The 25,152-nt window shown below is 38.7% G+C and carries 19 protein-coding genes; 11 read left to right on the top strand and 8 right to left on the bottom strand.

Features of this window, described 5'->3' with window-relative positions:
- Positions 1–48 precede the first annotated feature (48 nt).
- The 8 genes from ACPZ3T_RS19415 to ACPZ3T_RS19380 all read left to right on the top strand — a co-directional run bounded on the left by ACPZ3T_RS19415 (position 49) and on the right by ACPZ3T_RS19380 (position 12,807).
- Positions 49–2,301, top strand: a complete 2,253-nt coding sequence (locus ACPZ3T_RS19415; RefSeq protein ID WP_490271099.1) for a tetratricopeptide repeat protein — start codon at positions 49–51, stop codon at positions 2,299–2,301.
- 18 nt (positions 2,302–2,319) lie between these two features.
- Positions 2,320–2,850 (top strand): adenylyl-sulfate kinase, encoded by a 531-nt coding sequence (cysC, locus tag ACPZ3T_RS19410; protein WP_490271098.1) that lies wholly within the window; start codon positions 2,320–2,322, stop codon positions 2,848–2,850.
- A 541-nt stretch (positions 2,851–3,391) separates the two neighbouring features.
- On the top strand, positions 3,392–4,294 hold the full coding sequence (gene cdf31 / locus ACPZ3T_RS19405) for a CDF family zinc efflux transporter Cdf31 (protein WP_490271097.1): 903 nt from the start codon (positions 3,392–3,394) through the stop codon (positions 4,292–4,294).
- Between the two features lie 280 nt (positions 4,295–4,574).
- Entirely contained in the window at positions 4,575–6,833 is a 2,259-nt protein-coding gene (locus ACPZ3T_RS19400; RefSeq protein WP_490271096.1) for an ATP-binding protein, read from the top strand.
- 280 nt (positions 6,834–7,113) lie between these two features.
- Positions 7,114–8,397 (top strand): RNA-guided endonuclease IscB, encoded by a 1,284-nt coding sequence (gene iscB / locus ACPZ3T_RS19395; RefSeq protein ID WP_490271095.1) that lies wholly within the window; start codon positions 7,114–7,116, stop codon positions 8,395–8,397.
- Between the two features lie 306 nt (positions 8,398–8,703).
- Positions 8,704–9,159, top strand: coding sequence for a response regulator (locus ACPZ3T_RS19390; RefSeq protein ID WP_490271094.1), 456 nt, complete (start codon positions 8,704–8,706; stop codon positions 9,157–9,159).
- Between the two features lie 2 nt (positions 9,160–9,161).
- On the top strand, positions 9,162–11,099 hold the full coding sequence (locus tag ACPZ3T_RS19385; protein WP_490271093.1) for a sensor histidine kinase: 1,938 nt from the start codon (positions 9,162–9,164) through the stop codon (positions 11,097–11,099).
- Between the two features lie 298 nt (positions 11,100–11,397).
- Positions 11,398–12,807, top strand: coding sequence for a sensor histidine kinase (locus ACPZ3T_RS19380; protein WP_490271092.1), 1,410 nt, complete (start codon positions 11,398–11,400; stop codon positions 12,805–12,807).
- Between the two features lie 370 nt (positions 12,808–13,177).
- Here the strand turns inward: ACPZ3T_RS19380 and guaA are convergent, their stop codons facing one another.
- The 6 genes from guaA to ACPZ3T_RS19350 all read right to left on the bottom strand — a co-directional run bounded on the left by guaA (position 13,178) and on the right by ACPZ3T_RS19350 (position 18,086).
- Positions 13,178–14,800, bottom strand: coding sequence for a glutamine-hydrolyzing GMP synthase (gene guaA, locus ACPZ3T_RS19375; RefSeq protein WP_490271091.1), 1,623 nt, complete (start codon positions 14,798–14,800; stop codon positions 13,178–13,180).
- A 216-nt stretch (positions 14,801–15,016) separates the two neighbouring features.
- A complete protein-coding gene (gene cbiD, locus ACPZ3T_RS19370; RefSeq protein ID WP_490271090.1) occupies positions 15,017–16,132 on the bottom strand; it encodes a cobalt-precorrin-5B (C(1))-methyltransferase CbiD in 1,116 nt (371 codons plus the stop codon).
- Between the two features lie 221 nt (positions 16,133–16,353).
- Entirely contained in the window at positions 16,354–16,500 is a 147-nt protein-coding gene (locus ACPZ3T_RS19365) for a hypothetical protein (RefSeq protein ID WP_490271089.1), read from the bottom strand.
- Positions 16,458–16,754 (bottom strand): DUF7734 family protein, encoded by a 297-nt coding sequence (locus ACPZ3T_RS19360; protein WP_490271088.1) that lies wholly within the window; start codon positions 16,752–16,754, stop codon positions 16,458–16,460. Before ACPZ3T_RS19360 ends, ACPZ3T_RS19365 begins: the two co-directional genes overlap by 43 nt.
- Before the next feature lie 68 nt (positions 16,755–16,822).
- Complete coding sequence (locus tag ACPZ3T_RS19355) at positions 16,823–17,419, bottom strand: DUF3177 family protein (protein WP_490271087.1); 597 nt, start codon at positions 17,417–17,419, stop codon at positions 16,823–16,825.
- A gap of 430 nt (positions 17,420–17,849) precedes the next feature.
- A complete protein-coding gene (locus ACPZ3T_RS19350) occupies positions 17,850–18,086 on the bottom strand; it encodes a Calvin cycle protein CP12 (protein ID WP_490271086.1) in 237 nt (78 codons plus the stop codon).
- A 475-nt stretch (positions 18,087–18,561) separates the two neighbouring features.
- Here ACPZ3T_RS19350 and ACPZ3T_RS19345 point away from each other — a divergent pair, with 475 nt between their 5' ends.
- Positions 18,562–19,797 (top strand): FIST signal transduction protein, encoded by a 1,236-nt coding sequence (locus tag ACPZ3T_RS19345; RefSeq protein ID WP_490271085.1) that lies wholly within the window; start codon positions 18,562–18,564, stop codon positions 19,795–19,797.
- A gap of 3 nt (positions 19,798–19,800) precedes the next feature.
- Here ACPZ3T_RS19345 and ACPZ3T_RS19340 read toward each other — a convergent pair whose 3' ends face one another.
- Positions 19,801–20,928 carry a metallophosphoesterase family protein gene (locus ACPZ3T_RS19340; RefSeq protein WP_490271084.1) on the bottom strand — a complete coding sequence of 376 codons (1,128 nt, stop codon included), beginning with the start codon at positions 20,926–20,928 and terminating at the stop codon, positions 19,801–19,803.
- Between the two features lie 246 nt (positions 20,929–21,174).
- On the opposite strand from ACPZ3T_RS19340, the gene trmB reads away from it, so the two are divergent.
- Positions 21,175–21,822 (top strand): tRNA (guanosine(46)-N7)-methyltransferase TrmB, encoded by a 648-nt coding sequence (gene trmB, locus ACPZ3T_RS19335; RefSeq protein ID WP_490271083.1) that lies wholly within the window; start codon positions 21,175–21,177, stop codon positions 21,820–21,822.
- A gap of 343 nt (positions 21,823–22,165) precedes the next feature.
- Here the strand turns inward: trmB and ACPZ3T_RS19330 are convergent, their stop codons facing one another.
- Positions 22,166–23,377, bottom strand: coding sequence for a glycosyltransferase family 2 protein (locus ACPZ3T_RS19330; protein WP_490271082.1), 1,212 nt, complete (start codon positions 23,375–23,377; stop codon positions 22,166–22,168).
- Between the two features lie 241 nt (positions 23,378–23,618).
- Here ACPZ3T_RS19330 and ACPZ3T_RS19325 point away from each other — a divergent pair, with 241 nt between their 5' ends.
- Complete coding sequence (locus tag ACPZ3T_RS19325) at positions 23,619–25,010, top strand: protein kinase domain-containing protein (protein WP_490271081.1); 1,392 nt, start codon at positions 23,619–23,621, stop codon at positions 25,008–25,010.
- The last annotated feature ends 142 nt before the right edge of the window (positions 25,011–25,152 follow it).

Genomic DNA, 25,152 nt, shown 5'->3' with positions numbered 1-25,152 from the left:
AGGAAATAAGCACGCCGCAAAACTGGCCACACATCAGGATGGTTGTTGATGAAGAGCAAAAACCAATTGGTCTTATCCCTATTCTTGAAAAGCGTCCTAGTCTTTTCTCCATTGCTGCTGTCTAGTGAGATCAGCACTGGACAAACTACACCATCTACCTCTCATCAACAGATTACTGCTCAAGCTGCACCTAATCAACCAGGGGAAACATTAACCCAACCACAAACAGAAAGGCGAGTTTTAGAACAAATACAAGCTGATGTTGAACAAGCCTTTAGTCGTACAAGTATGTTGCTCAACATTTGGTTAGTGATCTTGAGTTTATTTCCAGTAGCAATTATTACTTTATTTTGGCTACTGCGACGAGTAGCTATTCGAGAAATTGTCAATAGAGCTATGTCGCAGTTACAAGGCGTGGAAAAACTGGAAGGACAATTAACTTTAGTTAAACAAGATGCGGAAAATCTCATTCAAGAAGCGAAGGGAATTACTCGAGCTTTAGAACGAGAAGCAGAGAACTTACAACAAAAAATTAAAAATGAACAAGATAATTTATCTTTGGTAACATCGGAAATCTTACAAACCAAGGCAGATAATTTAACGCAAATATCCACAGAACTAGCTAACTTTCACACAAAAATTGAGCATTTAGTATCTGAGTTTGCTAGCAGACTATCTCAATTAGAGTTAGATACACAACAAAATAAAGATATCACTCTGGCAAATATTCAAAAGACAGAATCAGCATTTTTTAATGAATTGGCTGAATTACAAAATCATGCTGTCAGTCAGCAAAACTTAGCTTTAGCAGATTTAGAAAAATCCCAGTTACAATTTAACACTCAAGTCGGAAATTTATATAGTGATACTCAGCAGCAACAAAATCAGATTCTGGCAGGTTTAAATAACCTACAATCAGAGTTTGGTGTGCAGCTATCTGCATTGGAAGCAGATGTACAGCAGCAAAAGAATATTAAATTAACAAGTATCCAAGAAATAGAAAGTCAGTTTCAATCTCAAGTATTAAAGTTAACAGAAGATACTCAAAAATCTAAAGATAGTCTGTGGGAGAATTTAACAAACATACAAGCTGAGTTTACACAGCAATTATCTCAATCTCAGTCAGAAGTTAACACCCAAAAAGATAGAATTTTACAAAATATCCAAGAATTAGAAAATTTATTCAAAGCCCAAATATCCCAATCCCAGTTACAAATTCAAGAGGAATTGCGAAAATTAAAATCAGAGTTTGCATCTCAGTTAGGTGAATTACAGGTAGATGCTCAAAATCGCCAAGAACAAATTCTAGAAAATTTAGAAAAATCAGGTTCAGAGTTTGTAACCCAATTTTCAGAGTTACAATTTAATGCTCAACAACAAAAATTATTGATTTTAGGAAAATTAGAGAAACTAGAAACAGAGTTTGTAACACAACTATCTGAATTACAACTAGATGCACAACAGCGTAAAAATGTGATTTTGCAAGAGTTAGCTGAGACGAAACCCGCAGTAATTCCCACAGCAGCACCATCACCAGAACCCCAGCCACCTAGAGAAGCAGAACAGCCAAAAGTTACGGCTGAGGATTATATAGAACAGGGAGATAACTTCTTTTCACAAAAGCAATTTTATGAAGCGATCGCAGCTTATGAGCAAGCCGTGAAAATCAAACCAGATGATGCTATACTCTGGTTTAAATGCGGTTTGACCTTCGCTAGATTAAAACGCTACAAACAAGCGATATCTTCCTATAATCGTGCAATTAAACTCCAACCAGATTATCATCAAGCATGGTGCGATCGCGGTGTGGCTTTTGGTTATTTAAAACGACATCAAGACGCTTTTGAATCTTTTGATCAAGCCACACAAATTAATCCACAAGATGCTGTAGCCTGGATGAATCGTGGTTTGGCATTAATAGAATTAGAACAATATGAAGCAGCAATTACTTCTTTTGATGAAGCTTTGAAATTCCAGCCTGAATCTGCTAAGGCTTGGGATAAACGAGGTTACACCCTAGTAAGATTAGGCAAGGATGATCAAGCAATCATCTCTTTTGACAAAGCCTTAGCTATCAAACCAAATTACGCCAGTGCCTTTTATAATAAAGCCGCCTGTTATGCACTGCAAACAGAAGTTGACTTAGCTTTAGAAAATCTGCAACAAGCAATTAATCTTAATCCTAGATATCAAGAAGATGCTGCTAGTGATATAGATTTTGATGATATTTCCGAGGATGAAAACTTTAGAAAGTTAATTAATCAGCAAACATCAATCAACACTCCCAAGCAGAATAATTAATAAATCACAACTTTAATTATGCTCCAAAAAGGTGTTACAGTCTGGTTTACAGGACTGAGTGGTGCTGGTAAAACTACATTAGCTAAAACCATAGAAAAAGAATTGTTGTCTCGTCATTATCTTGTAGAATTGCTAGATGGTGACATTATTCGTCAGCACTTAACACCAGATTTAGGCTTTAGCAAACAAGATAGGGAAGAAAACATTCGTCGAATTGGGTTTGTTGCCAATCTTTTAACTAGAAACCGTGTAATTGTGTTAGTATCTGCTATTTCTCCTTACCGAGAAATTAGAACACAAATGCGGCAAAAAATTGGTAATTTTATTGAAGTGTATGTCAATGCACCTTTAGCCGTATGTGAACAACGAGACGTTAAAGGTTTATATAAACAAGCGAGAAGCGGTTTAATCAAAGAATTTACAGGAATTGATGCTCCTTACGAACCACCGTTAAATCCAGATATTGAGTGTCGCACTGATTTAGAAGATATCCTAGAAAGTGCTACCAAAGTTTTACAGAAGCTAGAAGATTTTGGTTATATTCAGTGAAAGGGAACGGGGAACAGGGAACAGGGAACAGGAAAAGAAAAAACTTTAGCCGTGGGTACACTGTTAATTATTACTCATTACTCATTACTCATTACTCATTACTCATTACTCATTACTCATTACTCATTACTCATTACTCATTACTCATTACTCATTACTCATTACTCATTACTCATTACTCATTACTCATTACTCATTACTCATTACTCATTACTCATTACTCACTACTCATTACTCATTACTCATTACTCATGGTGTACCTCACTTACTCCAAAAGTGATGTATTTAATTTATCAATAGCCTGGAAGCCAACAATAATTAATGCTAGACATATGCTTTTATATCCAAGGGCATCAGTTAATATTTATCTACTTTTTAGCTAAATTTACTTAAAATTAATCTCAATAAAGCTCATAAATATTTGCCGATTATGGCTAAAGATAACTCTTACTGTGTAAGACTTTGAAACAATTTAAGGTATTTAAATATTGACATTAGGCGTACACTAATAAGTCATAGAAGTCTCTATCAAAAAATATCTATGACTTACGATAACCGTGCTGAAGTAAGAAAAGTTTTAATTATTACCCTAGTCCTTAACTTGTTAGTGATGGGATTAAAGGCATTTGTGGGATATTTCACAGGTTCTTTGAGTTTAATGGCTGATGCTCTCCATAGTGTGACAGATAGTGCCAACAACATTTTAGGACTAGTTGCCAGTAAATTTTCTTCTCCGTACCCTGATCGTGAGCATCCCTATGGACACCACAAATTTGAAGCTGTGGGAGCATTAGGAATCGCTGCATTTCTGGGAATTGCTTGCTTTGAAATTCTGCAAGGTGCTATTGAGCGGATTCTTCAAGGTGGCAAGCCTGTAAGAATCTCTGCGCCTGAATTGTGGTTATTGCTGATTGTTTTAGGTATAAATATCTTTGTGGCGTTTTATGAGCGTAATGTGGGTAAGCGCGTTGGTAGCCAAATTTTAATTGCTGATGCTACCCATACCATGAGTGATGTTTGGGTGACAATCTCCGTGATTGCTGGTTTAATTGGGGTTTGGCTGGGTTATCAATGGTTAGATATCGTCTTAGCCTTCCCTGTAGCATTGCTAGTTTTTTGGAGTGGTTGGTCAGTTTTAAAGGAAAATTTACCTTGGTTAGTAGATCAAATGGCGATCGCACCAGAAGCAATACACGCCATTGCTACTTCTGTTCCTGGGGTGATTAATTGTCATGATATCGCCTCACGGGGTGTTTTAGGTCGCCAAGTCTTCATAGAAATGCACTTAATCGTAGATGCGCCAGATGTCGAAACTGCTCATCGCATCACTGAAGAAGTAGAACGTCAGCTAGAAACACGCTTTGCCCCAGTCAGAATTATCATTCACGTCGAGCCACCAAGATATGAATCGGAACAAATTAGCTTTGATACCGGAGGAAGTTAGGAAATGTTGATTGATGACTATTTTACAAAACTTAATTTTTTCCAATTGACCAAAAATCGATTTTTTATGATAAAAATAACCGTTTTTCACTTATTTATCTAGTTAGTCATGAGCTAGAAGCATAAGTGAAATTAATCCCATCTATAGTAATTTTTATGGTGTATTTGTAGAGAGTTAGGCATGATATCGCTCTATTCTACTCTCTTTAAATCTATCTATTAAATAAATCAACAGTATATTAGAGTCAGTCTCATATGTATCTGACCATGAGGACTGAACAGTGAACATTGACAATACGGGTACAAATTTTCCAGTTGACCTCACTAATTGTGACAAAGAGCCAATTCATATTCCTGGGTATATTCAACCTCATGGAGTTATTCTAGTATTGCATTCAGTAGAATTAACTATTTTACAAGTTAGCGATAATACATTTAATTATTTTGGTATCCCTCCAGAAGAATTAATTAATCAAAACTTAGATATTTTATTGGGTTCAGAACAAATAAGTTTATTAAAAGATTGCCTAGAAAATGAAGATTTACCAATTGTCAATCCTATAGAATTTTCTATCGAATCAAATAATAAAATTATCAACTTTGACGGCATCATTCATCGTAGTGATGGTTTGATAATTTTAGAAATAGAACCAAACACATCAGAAAAAAATCATGCTTTCTTTAAATTTTATCACTTGGTAAAACTCGCCATGATAAAATTACAAGCGGCAAAAAACATCTCTGAACTTAGTCAAATTTTAGTCAAAGAAGTACAAAAGATTACAGGCTTTGATCGGGTGATGGTTTATCGTTTTGATGAAAACTGGCATGGTTCTGTGATTGCTGAAGCCAAGCCGGAATATTTGACACCTTATTTAGGCTTATACTATCCTGCCTCTGATATTCCCCAGCAAGCCAGAAAGCTCTACACTCAAAACTGGCTGAGACTAATACCAAATGTTAACTATCAACCAGCACAAATTATTCCTACAAATAATCCTATAAACAATCAACCCCTAGATTTAAGTCGTTCAGTGTTGCGGAGTGTCTCACCTTTACATATTGAATATATGCAAAATATGGGTGTGAGTGCTTCTATGTCTATTTCTATTATCAAAAATCAACAACTATGGGGATTAATTTCCTGCCACCATCAGTCACCTAAATATGTTCCCTATGAAATTCGTAGTGCGTGTGAATTTTTAGGACAAATGACTTCACTAGAAATGAGTGCTAAAGAAGATAGTGAAGATGTAGCAGAAAAAATTAAAGTAAAATCTGTGCATAGCAAATTAATAGAATATATCTCCATAGAGAATAATTTTATTGATGCTTTAATTCATCATCAGCCGAATATACTAGACCTAGTAAATGCAGAGGGTGCTGCTGTTTGTTTTAATGGTCAATGTTATCTTGTCGGTAATACTCCCACAAACCCAGATATTGATGATTTAGTAGAGTGGATAAATCAAAATCTGCATGAAGATATTTTCTACACTGATTCTTTAGCAAGCGTTTATCCAGAAGCCGAAAACCTGCGAAACGTTGCTAGTGGGTTAATGGCACTTTCCATTTCTAAAAGTCAGAAAAACTATATTTTGTGGTTTCGTCCAGAGGTAGTGCAGACTGTCAATTGGGGAGGGAATCCTCATAAACCTGTAGAAGTAACAGCTAACGGAGATACGCGCCTATCACCTCGTAAGTCTTTTGAATCATGGAAAGAAATAGTTTTGCTGAAATCTTTACCTTGGAAATCTTACCAAGTTAATGCAGCCTTAGAATTACGAAGTGCAATTATTGGTGTGGTGCTAAGAAAGGCTGATGAATTAGCTCAATTAAATATAGAACTAGAACGCAGCAATAAAGAATTAGATGCTTTTGCTTATATTGCATCTCACGATTTAAAAGAACCACTACGAGGGATTCACAATTACTCTAACTTTTTAATGGAAGACTACGGTGAAATTATCAACGCCGATGGTAAAGAAAAGTTAATGACCTTGATTCGTCTCACCCAAAGGATGGAAGATTTAATTGATTCACTCTTGCATTTTTCTCGGTTGGGAAGAGTGGATTTGATCATGCAGCCTACAAACTTAAATGATGTGGTACATCGGATTTTGGATATGTTAAGGGTTCGCATTGAAGAATCAGGGGTAGAAATTCGCATTCCTAGACCACTACCAACAGTGTATTGCGATCGCGTCCAATTAGGTGAAGTCTTTAGCAACCTCATCGCCAACGCCATTAAATACAACGATAAACCCAACAAATGGATTGAAATTGGCTACTTCGATAATTTACCACGACCAATCACATTCTACATCCAAGATAATGGTATAGGCATTCGAGAAAAACATTTTGACTCCATCTTTCGCATTTTCAAGCGACTACACGGCCCCAGTAAATACGGTGGTGGTACAGGCGCAGGACTCACGATCGCTAAAAAAATTGTGGAACGACATGGCGGTACAATTTGGCTAGAATCAACCTATGGTGAAGGCAGCACCTTTTATTTCACATTACAAGAACCAGAGTAAACTACCCACCACTGAACGGAGTACCTTTACAGTGGGGGCTTTTAAGCCCAGAGTTTACCCGACTAAGTGTTAAATCACTACGATTTTTAGGTCATCTCACCTACAAATACGCAGCCAGTTTGTAGCTACGCCACTTGCTACAACTTTGGAAACCAAAGCAACGCAGTGGCTTCTGAGGTTAACGATTAAACAAGCATATTGGGTTTGAAGCTAGTGTCGTTGACGTAAAAAGCCTTTAAATCATTGTCCAGGCTAACTTTACCCAGAAATGGAGGGACTTATGTCCAAAATATTTGTTATAGATACTCAAAAAAGACCGCTTGACCCTATTCATTCAGCACAGGCAAGGCAGCTATTGCGAAACAAAAAAGCAGCAATATTTCGCCGGTTTCCGTTCACAATTATCTTAAAAGAATCACATTCAGATTCAACAGTTCAAACACTTCGATTAAAACTTGATCCAGGTGCTAAAAACACAGGAATTGCATTGATCAACGATGCTACTGGGGAAGTTGTATTTGCAGCCGAACTAAAGCATAGAGGCTTTGCAATTAGAGATGCTTTAACATCTAGGCGACAATTAAGACGCAGCAGAAGAAACCGTAAAACTAGATATCGTCAACCAAGATTTTTAAACAGAACACGACCAGAGGGTTGGTTAGCACCAAGTCTACAAAGTAGGGTTGAGAATATAAAAACCTGGGTTAAAAAACTGTGTAAACTCGCGCCTACTGAGGCTATTAGTCAAGAGTTAGTACGCTTTGATATGCAGTTAATGCGTAATCCAGAAATTCAAGGGGAAGAGTATCAACAAGGTACTCTTGCTGGCTACGAAACCAGAGAATACTTACTTGAAAAATGGAATAGACAATGCGCTTATTGTGGTGTTAAAGACGTTCCTTTTCAGGTTGAACACATTCACCCACGAGCTAAGGGGGGAAGTAACTCTATTACAAATCTCACTTTAAGTTGCGAAAAGTGCAACACAAAAAAAGGGACAAAAGACATTAAAGAATTTCTCAAAAAAGACCGATCAAAATTAACCAAAATATTGGCACAAGCTAAGAGACCATTAGCTGATGCAGCAGCAGTAAATACAACTCGTTTTTGCTTATTTAAGGCTTTAAGGGAAACAGGATTACCAGTAGAAACGGGTTCTGGTGGCTTGACCAAGTTCAACCGTAGTCAACAAAAACTGCAAAAGACTCACTGGTTAGATGCAGCTTGTGTTGGTAAGTCAACACCCAAACTAATTATTAAATGCGTCAAGCCTCTATTAATTATATCTAACGGACATGGTTCAAGACAATCATGCAGAACGGACAAATTTGGATTTCCTAATCGTCATGTCCCAAGAGAAAAAATACATTTTAATTTTCAAACTGGAGACATCGTAAAAGCAGTTGTTACTACTGGAAAAAAAGTTGGTATTTATGTCGGAAAAGTGGCTATTCGTTCGTCAGGTAGTTTCAATATTTCTACTAAGAATGGATTAGTCCAAGGAATATCGTACAAGTTTTGTAAACTCATTCACGCAAAAGATGGTTACTCATATGTATATTAAATCCAAGAAGTTGGGAATTACTCAACTATCTCTTGATTTGTTTGTGCTGACGCACAAAATTAATCAAAAGATGTTTCGTAATTCCCTCTCCATTCCTCTCACCACTGACCTGAGTACAGGTACAGTGGGAGTCTCCTGGAGGTTTTAGATGAATCAATTCAAAATTCAAAATTAAGGAATTTTGGGCATTGGAAATTGGGCTAATCAATTCAAAATTCAAGAGTTTTACTCCCCCTGCTCCCTTGTCTCCCTTGTCTCCCCTTGCCCCCTACCCCCTGCCCCTCGTCTCCCCTACACCCCTTTCTCATGATTGGCAATATTACACAACCTTTATTAGTAATTGAAGATAGCGATGAAGATTTTGAAGCTTTGCGGCGATTAATTCAAAAAGAAAAGATATTAAATCCGATTTTTCGGTGTGTAGATGGTGATGAAGCCTTAGATTTTCTCTACCATAATGGAGCTTATTATGATCCTCAAACTGCCCCAAAACCATCAATCATTTTACTTGATCTGAATTTACCAGGTACTGATGGGCGAGAAATTATAGCCCAAATAAAACAAGATCCAGAGATGAAATCTATACCTATAGTTGTGTTCACCACTTCTTCTAATCCCAAGGATATTGCAATATGTTATCAATACTCCGTCTCTAGCTATATCCTCAAGCCAATTGATATTAATCGACTCGCAACAACAATTCACAGCTTTTTAACTTATTGGTTAGATATTGTGATTCTTCCTGATGCTGTTAATAAATAGTCATGGGACAACCGCTAACTATTTTAATTATTGACGATTGTCCTGAAGATCGTCAGGCGTATCGTCGTTATCTCCAGCAAAATCAAGAGCATAGCTATGAAATTCTAGAACAAGAATCAGGAGAAGAGGCATTAGCATTATGTCAAAAACTCCAACCTGATGGAATTTTATTAGACTTTTTATTACCAGATTTGGATGGACTGGAATTTCTGGCAGAACTCAAAAAAATCACTCAAGCTCATATGCCGGCTGTAGTCATGTTAACAGGCTATGGCAATGAAGCGATCGCTGTCGAAGCCATGAAAAGTGGTGTCCATGACTATCTAGTCAAAGGAGAAACTACTGGTGAACGGTTGCGTTTCACTGTCTACTCAGCTATCAAAAAAGCACAGTTAAGTCAGGAGTTGCGCCGGAGTGAAGAAAAGTTACGCGAATCACAAAAACTCATTGAACGCATCGCGGAAACTACACCAGGAATTTTGTATGTTTATGACTTGTTAACAAGCAAAAATATTTATCTCAATGGCCAAGTAAAAATCCTACTTGGTCATTCTCCTGAAACAATTCAAGTTTTGGGATCGGAATTTTTAGTAAGACTCATGCACCCTGATGATTTTGTGCAACTTCCTACTGTCTTTCAGAAATTTAATACCGCCAGGGATGGTGAAGTTTTAGAACATGAGTATCGGATGCGACACGCCAACGGTACATGGCGATGGTTTTGTAGTCGCAATTGTATATTTGCTAGGAATCCTGACGGTTCACCAAGTCAAATAGTTGGTACTGCCTTTGATATTACAGATCGTAAGCAAACAGAGCAACAATTGCGTGATAGTGAACAACGCTACCGCTATTTATCAAATGCTGTACCTCATTTAGTTTGGATTAGTAATACCGAGGGAGAATGTGAACATCTTAATCAACGCTGGTACGAGTTCACAGGTCAAACTATTGAGGAATCATTGGGGTTTGGTTGGAAACAGGTTATTCATCCAGATGACATTTCCATAGTGATGCCAAAATGGCTCAAAGCTATGGAAACAGGAAAAGCTTACGAACAAGAAATTAGATATCGAAAATTTGATGGGAGGTATCGGTGGCATTTAACTAGAGCCGTACCCATCCACAATGAGCAAGGAGAGATTGTCAAGTGGTTTGGCGCAAGTACAGATATTGACGATTACAAACAACTAGAAGCCGAACGTAACCGACTTCTAGAACTAGAAAAAGCCGCTCGCACAGAAGCCGAAGCCGCCAACCAAGCTAAAGATGAGTTTGTAGCAATGGTATCTCATGATTTGCGATCGCCACTTAATGCTATCCTCGGCTGGGCGCAACTGCTCAAAACTCGCCAACTTGATCAGACTCATTTTAACCGTGCTGTAGAAACTATTGAACACAATGCGAAATTCCAAGCCAAACTTCTAGAAGATTTGCTAGATATGTCCCGGATTCTACGGAGCAAATTAAAATTAGAACTAACCCAAGTCAATCTAGCTGCAATTATTGGCGTAGCTATAGAGACAGCATACCCCTCAGCTAAAGCCAAGAATATTACCCTTGAATCTGTCATAGATTCATCCGTTCCCACCATTACTGGTGATATTAACCGTTTACTGCAAGTATTAGGTAACTTGCTCTCCAACGCCATCAAATTTACAAATCCTGGCGGCAAAGTATTGGTAGAGCTATTAGAACAAGATTCTCAAGCTCAAATTAGGGTAACTGACACAGGGATAGGTATTAACTCAGAGTTTTTACCCCATGTTTTTGAACGTTATCATCAAGCAGATCGTAATTATACACAAGGAGGCTTAGGACTAGGTTTAGCGATCGCTCGTCATCTAGTAGAATTACACGGTGGCACAATTGACGTTACTAGCCCAGGTTTAGGCCAAGGTACTACTTTCACAATTCAATTACCTTTCAAAACCAGTTAATACAAATTTCATTGTGACATTTTGTGTTTAGAAGTTACCCAACTGACATATTTTTGATGTAGCGTCTGTGACGCTGCCAAAGTACTTGAACGTAGTCATCAGACTAATAGCGTCACGCACCAAAAATTAATGTAAGACTTGCATAAGTCCTGTTAATAAGATCATGAAAGATTGTTTAATTTCAGACTATCTATGATGAATTTTTCTTGAAATAAAAATTTATCTCTGGGAGATGGGAATACTAAATCTTAAGCTAAACGTGTTTTTTTCAAACATCTTTAAGATTTAACTCATTATCATGCTGACTCCCTATCAACAAGAAAATAAAATTACCTTAACAGAACAAAAATTCCACCAAGAAAATATCAACCTTAAACTAATTGTAGAAGGGATTGCCGCTCAAGTTGGTGAAGCCTTTTTCCAAGCTTGCGCTCATTACTTGGCTGAAGTACTGCACATTCAGTATGCTTTGATTGCAGAGTTTATTGATGCTCAAGACTCACCACGAGCTAGAGTTTTAGCATTTTGGACAGGGGAAGGCTTTGGCCCCAATTTTGAATATGATTTAATGGGAACTCCTTGTGGCATTGTCTATGAAGAAGGGCTGCAAATTTACTCTAAGTGTATTCAAAAAGAGTTTCCTGAAGACCTAGATTTAGTAATGTTAAATGCCGAAAGTTATCTAGGTATTCCAATTTTAGATCCTGAAGGTAAACCTCTAGGACATATTGCAGGCTTAGATACTAAACCATTAGAAAGCAATTACGAAGAACAAGAATCCATCTTAAAAATATTTGCCGCTCGTTCAGCAGCAGAAATTGAGCGTCTTCTAGCCGAAAAAAAACTCAAACAACAAAATATTTACTTAGAACAAACCATTAAACAACTACAAATCACCCAAGCACAACTCATTCAATCGGAAAGAATGTCTAGTTTAGGCAATCTTGTCGCAGGTATTGCTCATGAAATCAATAATCCCATAGGATTCATTTATAGCAATATTAACCATACCCAAGAATCTATTAATATTCTTTTAGAGTTGATTGCAGCATATCAATCAGAATATCCCCATCCCTCCAGTTTCTTGCAAGAAAAAATTGCTGAAGCTGACCTAAATTTTTTAGAAAAAGATACTGCCAAAATGCTCAATTCTATGAAAGTGGGAAGTGAGCGTATTAGGAACATTGTCCTGAGTTTACGGAATTTCTCTCGTCTGGATGAATCAAGTAAAAAATCAGTAGACTTGCAAGAAGGAATAGAAAACACCTTATTAATTCTGCAACATCGCTTACAAGCAACTGAGACTTTACCTGAAATCAAATTGATTAGAGAATATCAACCATTACCCCAAGTCAACTGTTACGCCAGTCAACTTAATCAGGTGTTTATGAACATTTTAAATAATGCCATTGATGCCTTGAGAGTGACTTCAAGTCATATTTTTCAACCAACTATTACCATAAAAACAGAGGTAATTAGTTCAGAAAATGCCGTGAAAATTTCCATTATTGATAATGGAATTGGTATAGATGAAGCAACCTTATCCCAAATATTTGATCCTTTTTTCACCACAAAACCCGTTGGTTCAGGTACTGGTTTAGGACTTTCTATCAGCTATCAAATCGTAGTTGAACAGCACAGTGGCAAGTTAAATTGTATTTCTGCGCCAGGAGAAGGTGCAAAATTTGAAATTGAAATACCGATTTAACAGTTATTAGTTATAGGAATGCGACTTGATTCATGAACAACTTGTGAGGGCAGGGAACTACTGAGGTTTTGTTCAGAAATCAAATATGATTCCTACATCAGAATTGAAAGCCTTTTATTCTAAAAAAATGTAGAGACTTTGCAATGCAACATCTCCATAGAAGGTTATACCAATTCTCTATGAAGTTGCGCCAAATAAATAATGTAGAGACGTTGCATGCAACGTCTCTACAGTGCAGAATAAAGTGCATCTATGGCTACGCCAGGCAAGCTACATCAAGAAACGGTATTAAACCCACCGTATTGAAAGTGAAATTACGAATTACGAATTACGTAGCTTGCTTCTCGCTTTGCGAGTATTACGAATTACACTATTCCCACTCAATAGTTCCAGGTGGCTTAGAGGTAATATCAAACACCACGCGATTCACCCCTTTTACCTCATTCACAATGCGGTTAGAAATCACTTCCAGCACATCGTAAGGGACACGCGCCCAATCTGCTGTCATGCCATCTTCACTCTTGACAATCCGTAATACAATCGGGTAAGCATAGGTGCGTTGATCACCCATGACACCAACACTACGAATTGGTAATAAAACAGCAAATGCTTGCCAGTATTCATGATACAAACCACGCTGGTTGATTTCTTGGCGGACAATCAAATCAGCATCACGTAAAATATTTAACCGTTCAGATGTAACTTCACCTAAGATACGAATTGCTAAACCGGGGCCGGGGAAGGGTTGACGTTGGACAATTTCTTCCGGCAGACCGATAGAACGTCCGACTTTGCGGACTTCATCTTTAAAAAGTTTCCGCAGAGGTTCGACTAACTTGAAACGTAAATCTTTGGGTAAACCACCGACGTTATGATGGCTCTTAATTTTTACTGCTACCCGTTCCCCGGTTTGGGGGTCAACGTTGGTATCAGCAGATTCAATTACGTCTGGGTAGAGAGTTCCTTGTGCTAGATAGTCAAAGGGGCCAAGACGTTTAGATGTTTCTTCAAAGACCTGAATAAATTCGTGACCGATGCGGCGGCGTTTTTCTTCTGGGTCTGTCACTCCCTCCATCATTTTCAGGAAGCGATCGCGCGCGTTAACATACTCTACAGGAATATGAAATTGTTCTTGGAATAATTTCACCAACCTTTCCGGCTCATACTTCCGCATAAAGCCTTGGTCGATAAATACACAAGTGAGTTGATCTCCAATGGCTTTATGTAGTAAAAAAGCCAAGGTAGAAGAGTCTACACCCCCAGATAAAGCCAACAGTACCCGCTTATCACCAACTTTGGCGCGAATTTCTCGAATTGCTTCTTCTACAAAAGCTGCTGTTGTCCAGGTGGGTTCACACTCACAAATGTGATAGACAAAGTTGCGAATTAAGGCTAAACCGCCGACGGAATGCACAACTTCAGGATGAAACTGGACACCATAGAGTTTTTTCTCGTGGTCAGCAACAGCAGCACAGGGAGTATTTTCTGTATGGGCTAAAACTTCAAACCCTGGGGGCATTTTTGTGACTGAGTCACCGTGACTCATCCACATAGTAGTGCCGTCTTCGACATTCGTTAATAAGTCTGTAGGGTCATCAATATACAGTGATGCTTTGCCATATTCACCCCGGTCAGCTTGGGCTACTTCTCCTCCCAGTTGATTTACCATCAACTGCATACCATAGCAAACACCCAAGATGGGAACTCCCAATTTCCAGATTTCCGGGTCGCAATGGGGTGCGCCAGGACTATATACTGAGTTGGGGCCGCCAGAAAGAATGATTCCCTTGGGGTCGAGTTTTCGTAACTGTTCAGCTGGCGTGCGATAAGACAAAACTTCAGAGTATACTTGAGTCTCGCGGATGCGTCGGGCAATTAGTTCTGAATATTGAGAACCAAAGTCTAAAATGATGATGATTTGACGCTCAAGCTTCCCAAACTCTTCTACTGCTTGAGGGGCTTGTTCGGTTGGTAGAGTCACCACTGTATTCATAATTAGGGAAGTGCAGTTTAGATGTAGATGATTACTCTTGTCAGATGTACGGTTTTGCTGCCTGGTTAGTCAGCAAAGAGTAGAGTGAACTGTCACAAACGCTATATAACTAACGTCTGTCGAGGCAATATCCAAGGTATTAAAAGGTATAAATTACCCTAGGGTGCTTACTGAAAAAGTTATTTATTGAATTTATTTATGATTATTCATAATAAGTTAACATAGATTTCCCATTAAGTTACAAGCAGTTTTGCTTTTAACGATAATTTGGCGATCGCGGTCAAACAAAATCGAGCCACAGACTGTAATCATCTTCTCTTTGGTGCTATGGCTGTGGAGATATTCTTGGCAGCGTAGATCAATCGTATCAGCGATCGCGCCATAAACTTGATTTACCCAATCACTACCCCTAGAACTATCTAAGGCTCTTAAGTGTTTAAGGGCAGCTTCAGCAGTCGGGCTATGAAACACTATGTCTATATTTTCTTGATCTAAACCTGCTAAAGCACAGTGAGCCGTTAAAATCTCTCGTCGCCCATCGGCTAAATGATGGTGGGTGTGAAAAATCCCCCCCGCTAATTTCATCAACTTACCGTGATAGCCGAACAATAAGATTTCTTTAACACCCAAAAGTTCCGCTTCTACTAACATCGGCCCCAACCAATTAGCAGTTTTTACCAATTTCTCAGGGTTAATACCGACTTTTGGGGCTAAATCTAAACCATTCTCCCCAATGCAAAATACTAGACTTTCAAAAACACTAGCTTTTCGTTGTAATTCAGTCCGAAAAGTATTTAACTGTTCAGGAGTACTCAAGGGTTGAGAAATACCCGATGTTCCCAATAAAGACAATCCCTCAACTACACCAAAAGCAGCATTAGAAGTACGACCAGCAAGCGATCGCCCCTCTGGTAAGATCACTGTCACCGTGATTTTTTCTGTAGGTGCGAGTAATCGAGACAAGTTTGCTTGCATCAACTGCCGTGCATAACCATAAATCGCTGGATGATTATTGGCATTGACTTGTTTACCAATACCCTCCCCACCTTGAATAGTTACTTGCTCATCACCAACCCCTCCCCAAGACACCAACGCCCAAACAGGGGTATTTTTAGTCAAATCCAGATTATCACCAGGATCAGAGCGAGTAATTGCCAAAGCCATATTTTCAGATAACCCTGCTACCTGTTCTATCGGGATTTGTGCTATTTGTGCAGGTGTAATCAAATCAACTCCTACCACCTCTAAAGATTGACGCTCACGCAACCAACCTAAAGCCGCCACAGCCGCCGCACAAGCAAAAACAGGTAAAGTGTATCCAGAAGCAGTCATCAGTTATGAGTTATTTTTGGAGTAATGAGTAATGAGTAATAAGTAATGAGTAATGAGTAATGAGTAATGAGTAATAAGTAATAAGTAATGAGTAATGAGTAATGAGTAATGAGTAATGAGTAATGAGTAATGAGTAATGAGTAATGAGTAATGAGTAATGAGTAATGAGTAATGAGTAATGAGTAATGGGTATTAATCATTACTCATTTAACAGTTATGAGTCAACAGTAAACAGTCACTTGATAACTGTTGACTAATTTAACTCCCTTGTCTCCCTTGTCTCCCTTGTCTCCCTCATCTCCCTGCCCCCTGCTCCCTACCTCCCCTACACCCCTACCTCCGCCAAAATACCCTGCATAGCTTCCCAAGAAATTTGTCGTTCAATATAACGGGGAGCTTCAGGATTATAAGGGCTAGCTATACGGTCAATGGTAAGGATTTTTGCATCATCGGGAATGACTGGAATTTCAGGATCAAATGCAGTCGAACGCATTAAAGAACTGGAAAACCCTTTGAAAATTGCTACTTTATCTTGCTCATCAGCAATTTCTACTGTCACTAGTAAGACTTCTTGCGGACGTTTGATGGTGTATTGTTCTAATCGCTTGCCAATGGAACTCATTTTTAACACTAAACAGTAAACAGTTAATGGTCAACAGTCAGCACTCAGCAGTTGTTACTCAGTGCTGTTTACTGTTGTGTAGCCGAGCGTCCCTGCTTGCCCAACTTCACCAGGACAAAGTAGCTTAAGTAAAGCACATACATTATTAAACCAACTATGCCTAGAAAACCTAAAAAGGTGTGTTTACTGTTGTGATGGAAATACTCTTTAAACAGTAATGGAGCTTCAAACCAAACTAAACACTCAGGGGTTTTTATCGCAGTGCTAGAAAAAGCACAACCCAAAAAAGGTACGAATGCTATTGCTCCTAACAAGCAATAAAGAGTTATAGCCCATCTCCAAGAGTTAAAAGTCAGCTTTAAAGGTGTACTGGGTAAATACTCAATTTCATCGTTAAGATCAACCCAGAACCAGAGCGACGTGGGAATCAGAATCAAGCCTATCAAACCAGAAATAAAACTAACTGGGTACTGAGCAATCATCAAGTAAACCGTGATAGCCAACAAACTAGAGACTCGCCAGTAAATTATTAATAGTCTCTGTATTCCTTCTACTTTTTGGACATAAGCCCAAGTCAAAATAATTAAAGGAATAATCACTAGGAATAGTACGGCCAGTCTGTAGTCAATCCAGACAAACTGGCGAAACCAAACGTCATTTTGCATAGTTCCCGTCAAAGGCTCAATAATCAATATATTGCATTAACTATATTCATAATTTGCAATTAAGCATTAACACTCATCCGTTCACACCAGAGAAAAAAACAAGCAACTCGCAGAGTGTGAGCATGAATATTTCGCACCTACTGTAGCAAATTTAGAGAGAGTTTCAGGACAATTCACAATATTGCTACGAGGGGAATAAGTCTCAAACATTCTTCATCTTTCAAGAGTTAGTGGCATTAGCAACCAATGACTCTTTATGATTATCAATGTAGAGATGTAGTCTCCTCACGGGTGAGAAATATTTGTCCACAGCTTCTGGTTGCTTGTATGTGAACAGTGGAGAAAGCTGATATTGGCGGATAGATGTCCGCTTATATTTAGCCTACTACCAACTGATGTGCCGTTTCATCAAGATTTAACTGAATAACTGTTATTCATCGTAAACTCGGCACTCAGCTGCTTCTGGGTTATCGTCGCAGTACTGTTCTAGAGAATTTTTCTTTTTATCTTGGCGTTGGTGGGAAGCTTCAGCTTGTAGTTCTTCTACCGCATCCCAAGCAGCAGCACACTCTGCGGAGTTGCTGCCGTTAATATCACAGACAGCGCGGGCTTGTTCTACTTCTTGTTGAATTTGATCTTGAATGTTGTTGGCTTGAGTATCAGTCATTGTTTTCTTCTCGTTGTGTGATCTTTAGTCCTAGTATAGAAAAGTGACAAAAATTGCTATTCTTGTGTTCTATCAATCACCATTGTACCTAATTAACTGATACAGCTAATTTTGTAGTTTGATGTATCGATAACAATTACAACAATCTGTAGACTCTATACCAAATTGCTATTTATCTTTTAAGATTTTATAGATCAGGAGTGCAAAAACTTAACAATACAGTATTCTCGATGAGAAGCAGAACCCAAACACTCGGTATTTTCAAAGCGTATATGTAGCGCAAACGCCAAAGTTACCTCAACATGGTAAAGTTGACACAAACCAAGAATATCCTAACAGGTCGCACTCTGTTACCATACCACAGACACATTTCTAGAGTCAGTATTTGCAATTCTCAACAAACTTGCTCCTTTCCCATCCTCAACCTAGTATAAAAAACTTAATCAGCGACAAAACAAACCCCAGCCCCAAAAACATGGCAGATCAAATGCAGTGGGCAAATGCCCTATCAACCCGTCCTTCCTTAGAAGCAGCTATAGCAGATGTAGTAGAACGGACTGTCTCATCGTTAACAGCACCTGCGGATTTAGGGTTAGTGTTTATTTCATCTGCGTTTGCGAGTGAGTATTCTAGAGTTTTACCTTTGTTAGCAGAAAAATTATCTGTACCTGTATTAATTGGTTGTAGCGGTGGCGGTGTAATTGGTACTAGCCTCGGTGGAGAAACGGAAGAACTGGAAGCAGAAGCAGCTTTGAGCTTAACTTTGGCTCACTTACCAGGGGTAAATTTGCAAGTCTTTCATGTTGTGGCTGACGATTTACCTGATTTAGATAGTTCTCCAGATGCTTGGGTAGACTTAATTGGTGTATCACCATCGCCAACACCCCAGTTTATTGTGCTTTCTAGTGCCTTTTCTTCAGGAATTAACGACTTATTACAGGGGTTAGATTTTGCTTATCCTGGTTCAGTGATTGTGGGGGGACAAGCAACGGCTGGGGGTTTTGCTGGTCGTTTGGCATTGTTTGCCCATGATAGTCGCAGTGGCATCAACCAGAGTTTATATCGTGAAGGGACGTTGGGTTTAGCCTTGAGTGGCAATATTGTGTTAGAGACGATTGTGGCACAAGGATGTAAACCGATTGGTCAGCCGGTGCAAGTTACCAAGGCTGAACGCAATATTATTTTGGAAATAGATGAGCAAGTCCCTTTGATGGTGCTGCGAGATTTGATTTCTAGCCTGAGTGATGAGGAACGCACCTTGGCACAGCATTCATTGTTTGTGGGGGTGGCAATGGATGAATTTAAACTGTCTTTACAGCCTGGTGATTTTTTAATTCGCACGATTTTAGGAGTAGATCCATCTGGAGGCGCGATCGCTATTGGTGATCTTGTCCGTCCTGGTCAACGTCTGCAATTTCACCTGCGGGATGCTCAAGCCTCCGCCGATGATTTAGCATTCCTCCTAGAACGGTATCAACAACAATCAAGATTAAATTATCCTGCTGTTGGTGCTTTAATGTTCTCCTGTGTAGGCCGTGGTGAAGGATTGTACGGCAAACCCAATTTTGATTCTGAGTTATTTCGCCGTTATCTCTCTGATATCCCCATCGGTGGCTTTTTTTGTGGGGGAGAAATCGGCCCTATCGGCGGTAGGACTTTTTTACACGGCTATACCTCTGTGTTTGGGATCTGCCGACAGCAGGAGTGGTGAGGTTTACAGCTTGTATGAGTCAGGAGTTTTTTCTAATAGTAAGGTGCTGTTATTGTCAATAAAACTAGGTGTGCCAGTGTGAGCGATCGCGCTATAAGTTTGAATGTAATGGCGCACTTTTTGGGGAAAATGGGGATAATCTAACAAGGCATCGCCATCGGCAATTGTTGCCCAAAAATCACGCAAACTGGGAGCTAGTTCTTGAGCTTGGGTCACTGGTAAATTTAATGGTGGTAAACTCAGTAATTTTACTAAGAAAGGAAAAGAGCGATCGCCCATCCATTGTTTTGATAAATGCTGCAAATTAGGAAAATCAGGTACTGACTCTACACGATGAGATAAGATTTGCAGCCATTCTTTTCCTTGTTGATCTCGATGGAACTCTAAAACCCGATAAGGATGGGGATAACTGACTAAAGAACCAGTAGTAATATCATATACACCTTGGTCACAGGCAACATCCTGGACGTGTAAATGACCTGTAAATACTAGTCTCACTCCATAGCGTCGGAGTAGCTGTAATACTTCTGGGGCATTTGCCAACATATAACGATTGGCCATAGGATGGCGGGATTGATGAGGTAAATGCTCAACGACATTATGATGCACCATGACTAATACTAGTTCATCCTGAGCGGCTGCTAGTACCTGTTCTAACCATCTCATCTGTTGAGGATCTAAACGTCCTACCTGTTCACCCTGGTCATTAAAACAGTTAGAATTTAAACCAATTAACCGCACTCCTGGTAATAACTCTTGTGTGTAATAAAGTTGATTGGTATTTTCATAACCAAACTTGCGGTAATAACTGGGAAAATCAGCACAGGCAATTGATTGCTGATTCGCCATCAACACCGGAACATCATGATTACCAGGCACAACATAGGCAGGAAAAGGCAATTTAGATAACCTTTTTTGTAACCAAATGTGATTTTCTGGTTCACCGTGTTGTGTTAAATCTCCTGGCAGTAAAATAAAATCTAAATCAAGTTGTGTTAAATGTTGTATGGCACTTTCAAAGGCTGGAATACTCACTTCCACTAAATGAAAGCGACTAGGATGATCCCAGATGGTGTGAGGCAGCGCGATGTGTAAATCACTAACTACTGCAAAGCGAAAATTTAGCACCATTGATTTGCAAAAATTATAAAAAACGGTAGTTTAAAGCACACTTTTTTAAAAAGTATAACCTTTCCTTTGTCAAGCTGCGTAGGATTGCTTATCTTAATATTTTTATACATAGGGATCGGGGATCGGATAATTCAATTTTGGATTTTGGATTTTGGATTTAAATCTAAAATCTCCAATTCTTTCCCCTACACCCCACACCCCGCCCCGGAGGTGTTCCCTAATAACGAAAACATAAGGAGTACAATTTTGGCATTTATCCGCGTCCGTCAGCACGTTAATCCCCTAGCGCAGAAGTATCAACAACCAGTCAAACCAGTCGAGTGGGAAAAAATTTATGCTAATTTACACCAGCCACTACATTTAGATATTGGCTGTGCTAGAGGAAGATTTGTGTTACAAATGGCGCAGACAGAACCAAATTGGAATTTTCTTGGTTTAGAAATTCGAGAACCCTTAGTCATAGAAGCGAATAGATTGCGTTCTGAACTAGGTTTAACAAATCTCCATTATTTATTTTGTAATGCGAATAACTCATTAAAAGTGCTGTTATCTTCTCTACCCGCAGGGATTTTACAGCGAGTTACTATTCAATTTCCCGATCCTTGGTTCAAAACTCGTCATGCTAAACGGCGTGTAGTACAACCAGAATTAGTGGCAGATTTAGCCGAATACTTAGCAGTGGGAGGAGTAGTATTCTTGCAATCAGATATGCAATTTATAGCAGAAGAAATGCGCGATCGCTTTACAGAAAATCCCCATTTTCAAAAAGTCGGTACAGGAGAATGGCTAGAAGATAACCCCCTATCAGTCCCGACAGAACGAGAAATTGCCACGCAAAACAAAGGTGAACCAGTATATCGCGTCTTATTTACCAAAGTTACCCCTAATTTCTGAGTCATAAAACCCCGTTGAGGCAGTTGTTGAGTAGGGTGTTGAGTTTGTACCTTTTCAGGGGTTAAAAATTCATACACAATCCTTTCTTCTCCTGGCTGACTAAAATTTGCAGTGGGAAAAGTTATTTTTCGCGTTCTTGGAAGTAACAAGTAATAAGTCTAAGTCATGGGTATTTACTCATTACTCATTACTCATTACTCATTACTCATTACTCATTACTCATTACTCATTACTCATTACTCATTACTCATTACTCATTAGATGACACCAAAACTGTATGAATAAAGAATAGGTAAATCTCATCAAAGCCAACACCCTGCCCCCTGCCCCCTTGCCGTCTTAATCAAATCAGCCCCATTTCTCGCAACCCCTGCCGCAGTCTATTAGCTTCCGAGGGGTTGTTTTGCTCATGGAGGAGAATGGCATTTTTAAAAGCGGTGACACTGGCTGGAACATTGCCGACTTTTAGCTGTACAACCCCTAAATTTTGATAAGCTTCAGCATATTTGGGTTTAAAACGAATCGCTTTTTGATAAGCTGCGATCGCATCTGTAAACATTCCCAAGGCTTTGAATATCATCCCTAAATTGTAGTAACCAATAGCAAATTGAGGGTCAATTTTTAATGCTGTTTCATAAGCCTTTTTTGCACCGTTAACATCTCCGGCTGCTTTGAGTAAGTTACCAAGATTATTGTATGCGCCTAACTTGAGTATGGGATAAATAGGTAACTTAATTGCAGTTTGGTAATGAGAAATGGCTTTTTCAGGATTATTCAAGCGACTGAAAGCAATGCCTAAATGATAATAGAGTTCGTATAAAACTTCGTAATTATCCTCATACTTACTATTGTGAATTTTCTGGGTTGAGTTAATTCCCCGTTGCAATAACTCAATCCCTTGGTTAATTTTGCCAGTTTCCACATATAAAGCCCCCAACTTACTGCAAACGTAAGGATCATGGGGGTGAGTTGCCAAAAACCCTTCCATTGTTGCTTGAGCTTTGGCGTGTTTATCATTTTGAGCGATCGCACTTTTTTGATAACCTGTGTGCAGAATCGCTACCCCTGGTAAATAACCGATTTCCCAACTTGGCTCTTTTTCCACGATAGCCGCCACACTATCATCAATTAAGGCGTGATAGGGACGGTCAAAACGGATATCTGGATGATTGCGAAATAACCGAGATACTAGAGAATAGGGAGATTGTTCCGCATCGACTTCACACCGCACCAAATTAATTAACAAATATTCATCTTGTGCGATCGCATTCTGCATCTGTGGGACAATTTCTGGTGTTAAAGTCTCATCTGCATCCAAAACTAACACCCAATCACTAGTCACATATTTTAACGCCGCATTCCGAGCCGCACTAAAATCATTACACCAGGGAAAATAACGGACTTTTGCCCCAAATTCCTCAGCGATTTCCGGGGTACGATCAATAGAACCCGTATCCACCACTACCATTTCATCTACAATATTTTTAACGCTGCTCAAACACTTAGGCAAAGCTTGAGCTTCGTTTTTCACAATCATACACAGACTAAGACTCATAAAATAATCGTTATATTATTTACGTTAATTGAACCTCCGCACCCCTCAGCCTCAACCTCAGCTTTCCTTCGCGTTCAAATCATTTGGGATGTTAACTGAGATTCAAAAATGTATTTTACATTTGAGCCAGCAAACACAGTCATTTTTTTTGATTTGGTTCAACATTGCCAATTAGATTATGTGTAAAAATCAAAATTAACGAGTCAGTAAGTAATTACTTTTAGGGAAAATGGTAAATTTAATGCTAGGGCAGACGGTCGGTGGACGCTACCAAATTCTCACTCAGTTAGGTGGAGGGGGTTTTAGTACAACCTTCATAGCTCAAGATATACAACGACCAGGCAAACCAAAATGCGTTGTTAAGCATTTTAAACCACTTTCCAACGATCCCTACACCTTACAGGAAGCTAAACGACTGTTTGATCTCGAAGCAGACACTTTAGAGAAGTTAGGCAAGCATGACCAAATTCCGCAATTATTGGCTCATTTTGAAGAAAATCAACAATTTTATTTAGTTCAGGAACTCATTGCCGGTCATGATCTTATCCAAGAATTACCCCCTTTAAAACAGCCATTGACTGAGATAGAAGTCATCAAACTTTTAAAAGATATTCTAGAAGTTTTAGCATTTGTACATCAGCAAAAGGTGATTCACCGAGATATTAAACCTGCGAATATTCGACGCAGAGATGCAGATGGCAAAATAGTATTGATTGACTTTGGAGCAGTTAAACAAATCAGCGTTCAAAAAACTAATAGTCACGGAGAAACAAGTGTTACCGTTGCTATTGGTACTCCTGGTTATATGCCTAGTGAACAAGCTAATCAATTACCAAAATTAAGCAGTGATATCTACGCAGTGGGAATTATTGGTATCCAAGCTTTGACAGGTCTTGATGTTTCTAACTCCGGTATTCAAGGATTACCAACACACCCCAAAACTGGAGAAATTGATTGGCGTAAACAAGTTAAAGTCAGCCCTAAATTAGCAAATGTTTTAGACAAAATGGTGCGTTATGATTTTCGCCAACGCTACCAGACAGCAGATGCAGCTTTACAAGCTATTGAAAAAATAATTCCCAAATCTCCAACCCGCAAAATCTGGCTGGGAGTAGGAACAATCACACTTATGATTCCCTTGCTTGTATTCCTATGGCAAGCAATTTTTTCTCAAAAAAATTTCTTGATTTATCAAGATAAGCAGGCAGGAGTAAAGATAAAATACCCCCAAGGTTGGGAAAGACAAGATATTCAAAATATTCTCACACAAGAATTAGTGACATTTTTAGCTCCCAAAGAAAACGATGGTGATCAATTCCAAGAGAAGCTAACAGTTAATGTTGGTAAATATGCCGTAACATTGGATGAATCTCAAGATTTATTCATTCAAGAAATCAAAAATACTGTATCAGAGGCTAATATTCTAGAGACAAGTACAGCTACCCTAGCAAATAAAAGAGCAAATCAATTAGTTTTTACTGGTAAAACTGGAGAAACTAAGTTAAAAAATCTGCAAATTTGGACTTTGAAAAATGATCAGGTATACGTCATTACTTATACGGCAACAATAGAAGATTATGAAAAGTTTCTGCCTATAGCTAAAAAAATGATTCAATCATTTGAAATTCAATAACTCACAAACTCAATTAACCATCCTGACTCGAACAGTGATTTTTATCTAAAAAAATAATATTTAATTATTACAAAAAGTTACAAAATTTGTCATATATTGGGTTTGCACCTATTTTTTTCGGTGTCTATCCTTGTGTGGATGC

This window comes from Aliinostoc maniaoense, assembly GCF_058172895.1.
The sequence above is the reverse complement of the archived record's forward strand: the minus strand, read 5'-3'. Positions and strand labels throughout refer to the sequence as shown.

What these genes read in the sequence shown, in the direction of transcription:
- ACPZ3T_RS19415 (WP_490271099.1), top strand. Translation starts at nt 49, where the DNA reads ATGAAGAGCAAAAACCAATTGGTCTTATCCCTATTCTTGAAAAGCGTC.
- cysC (WP_490271098.1), top strand. Translation starts at nt 2,320, where the DNA reads ATGCTCCAAAAAGGTGTTACAGTCTGGTTTACAGGACTGAGTGGTGCT.
- cdf31 (WP_490271097.1), top strand. Translation starts at nt 3,392, where the DNA reads ATGACTTACGATAACCGTGCTGAAGTAAGAAAAGTTTTAATTATTACC.
- iscB (WP_490271095.1), top strand. Translation starts at nt 7,114, where the DNA reads ATGTCCAAAATATTTGTTATAGATACTCAAAAAAGACCGCTTGACCCT.
- ACPZ3T_RS19390 (WP_490271094.1), top strand. Translation starts at nt 8,704, where the DNA reads ATGATTGGCAATATTACACAACCTTTATTAGTAATTGAAGATAGCGAT.
- ACPZ3T_RS19385 (WP_490271093.1), top strand. Translation starts at nt 9,162, where the DNA reads ATGGGACAACCGCTAACTATTTTAATTATTGACGATTGTCCTGAAGAT.
- ACPZ3T_RS19380 (WP_490271092.1), top strand. Translation starts at nt 11,398, where the DNA reads ATGCTGACTCCCTATCAACAAGAAAATAAAATTACCTTAACAGAACAA.
- guaA (WP_490271091.1), bottom strand. Translation starts at nt 14,800, where the DNA reads ATGAATACAGTGGTGACTCTACCAACCGAACAAGCCCCTCAAGCAGTA.
- cbiD (WP_490271090.1), bottom strand. Translation starts at nt 16,132, where the DNA reads ATGACTGCTTCTGGATACACTTTACCTGTTTTTGCTTGTGCGGCGGCT.
- ACPZ3T_RS19360 (WP_490271088.1), bottom strand. Translation starts at nt 16,754, where the DNA reads ATGAGTTCCATTGGCAAGCGATTAGAACAATACACCATCAAACGTCCG.
- ACPZ3T_RS19355 (WP_490271087.1), bottom strand. Translation starts at nt 17,419, where the DNA reads ATGCAAAATGACGTTTGGTTTCGCCAGTTTGTCTGGATTGACTACAGA.
- ACPZ3T_RS19350 (WP_490271086.1), bottom strand. Translation starts at nt 18,086, where the DNA reads ATGACTGATACTCAAGCCAACAACATTCAAGATCAAATTCAACAAGAA.
- ACPZ3T_RS19345 (WP_490271085.1), top strand. Translation starts at nt 18,562, where the DNA reads ATGGCAGATCAAATGCAGTGGGCAAATGCCCTATCAACCCGTCCTTCC.
- ACPZ3T_RS19340 (WP_490271084.1), bottom strand. Translation starts at nt 20,928, where the DNA reads ATGGTGCTAAATTTTCGCTTTGCAGTAGTTAGTGATTTACACATCGCG.
- ACPZ3T_RS19330 (WP_490271082.1), bottom strand. Translation starts at nt 23,377, where the DNA reads ATGAGTCTTAGTCTGTGTATGATTGTGAAAAACGAAGCTCAAGCTTTG.
- ACPZ3T_RS19325 (WP_490271081.1), top strand. Translation starts at nt 23,619, where the DNA reads ATGCTAGGGCAGACGGTCGGTGGACGCTACCAAATTCTCACTCAGTTA.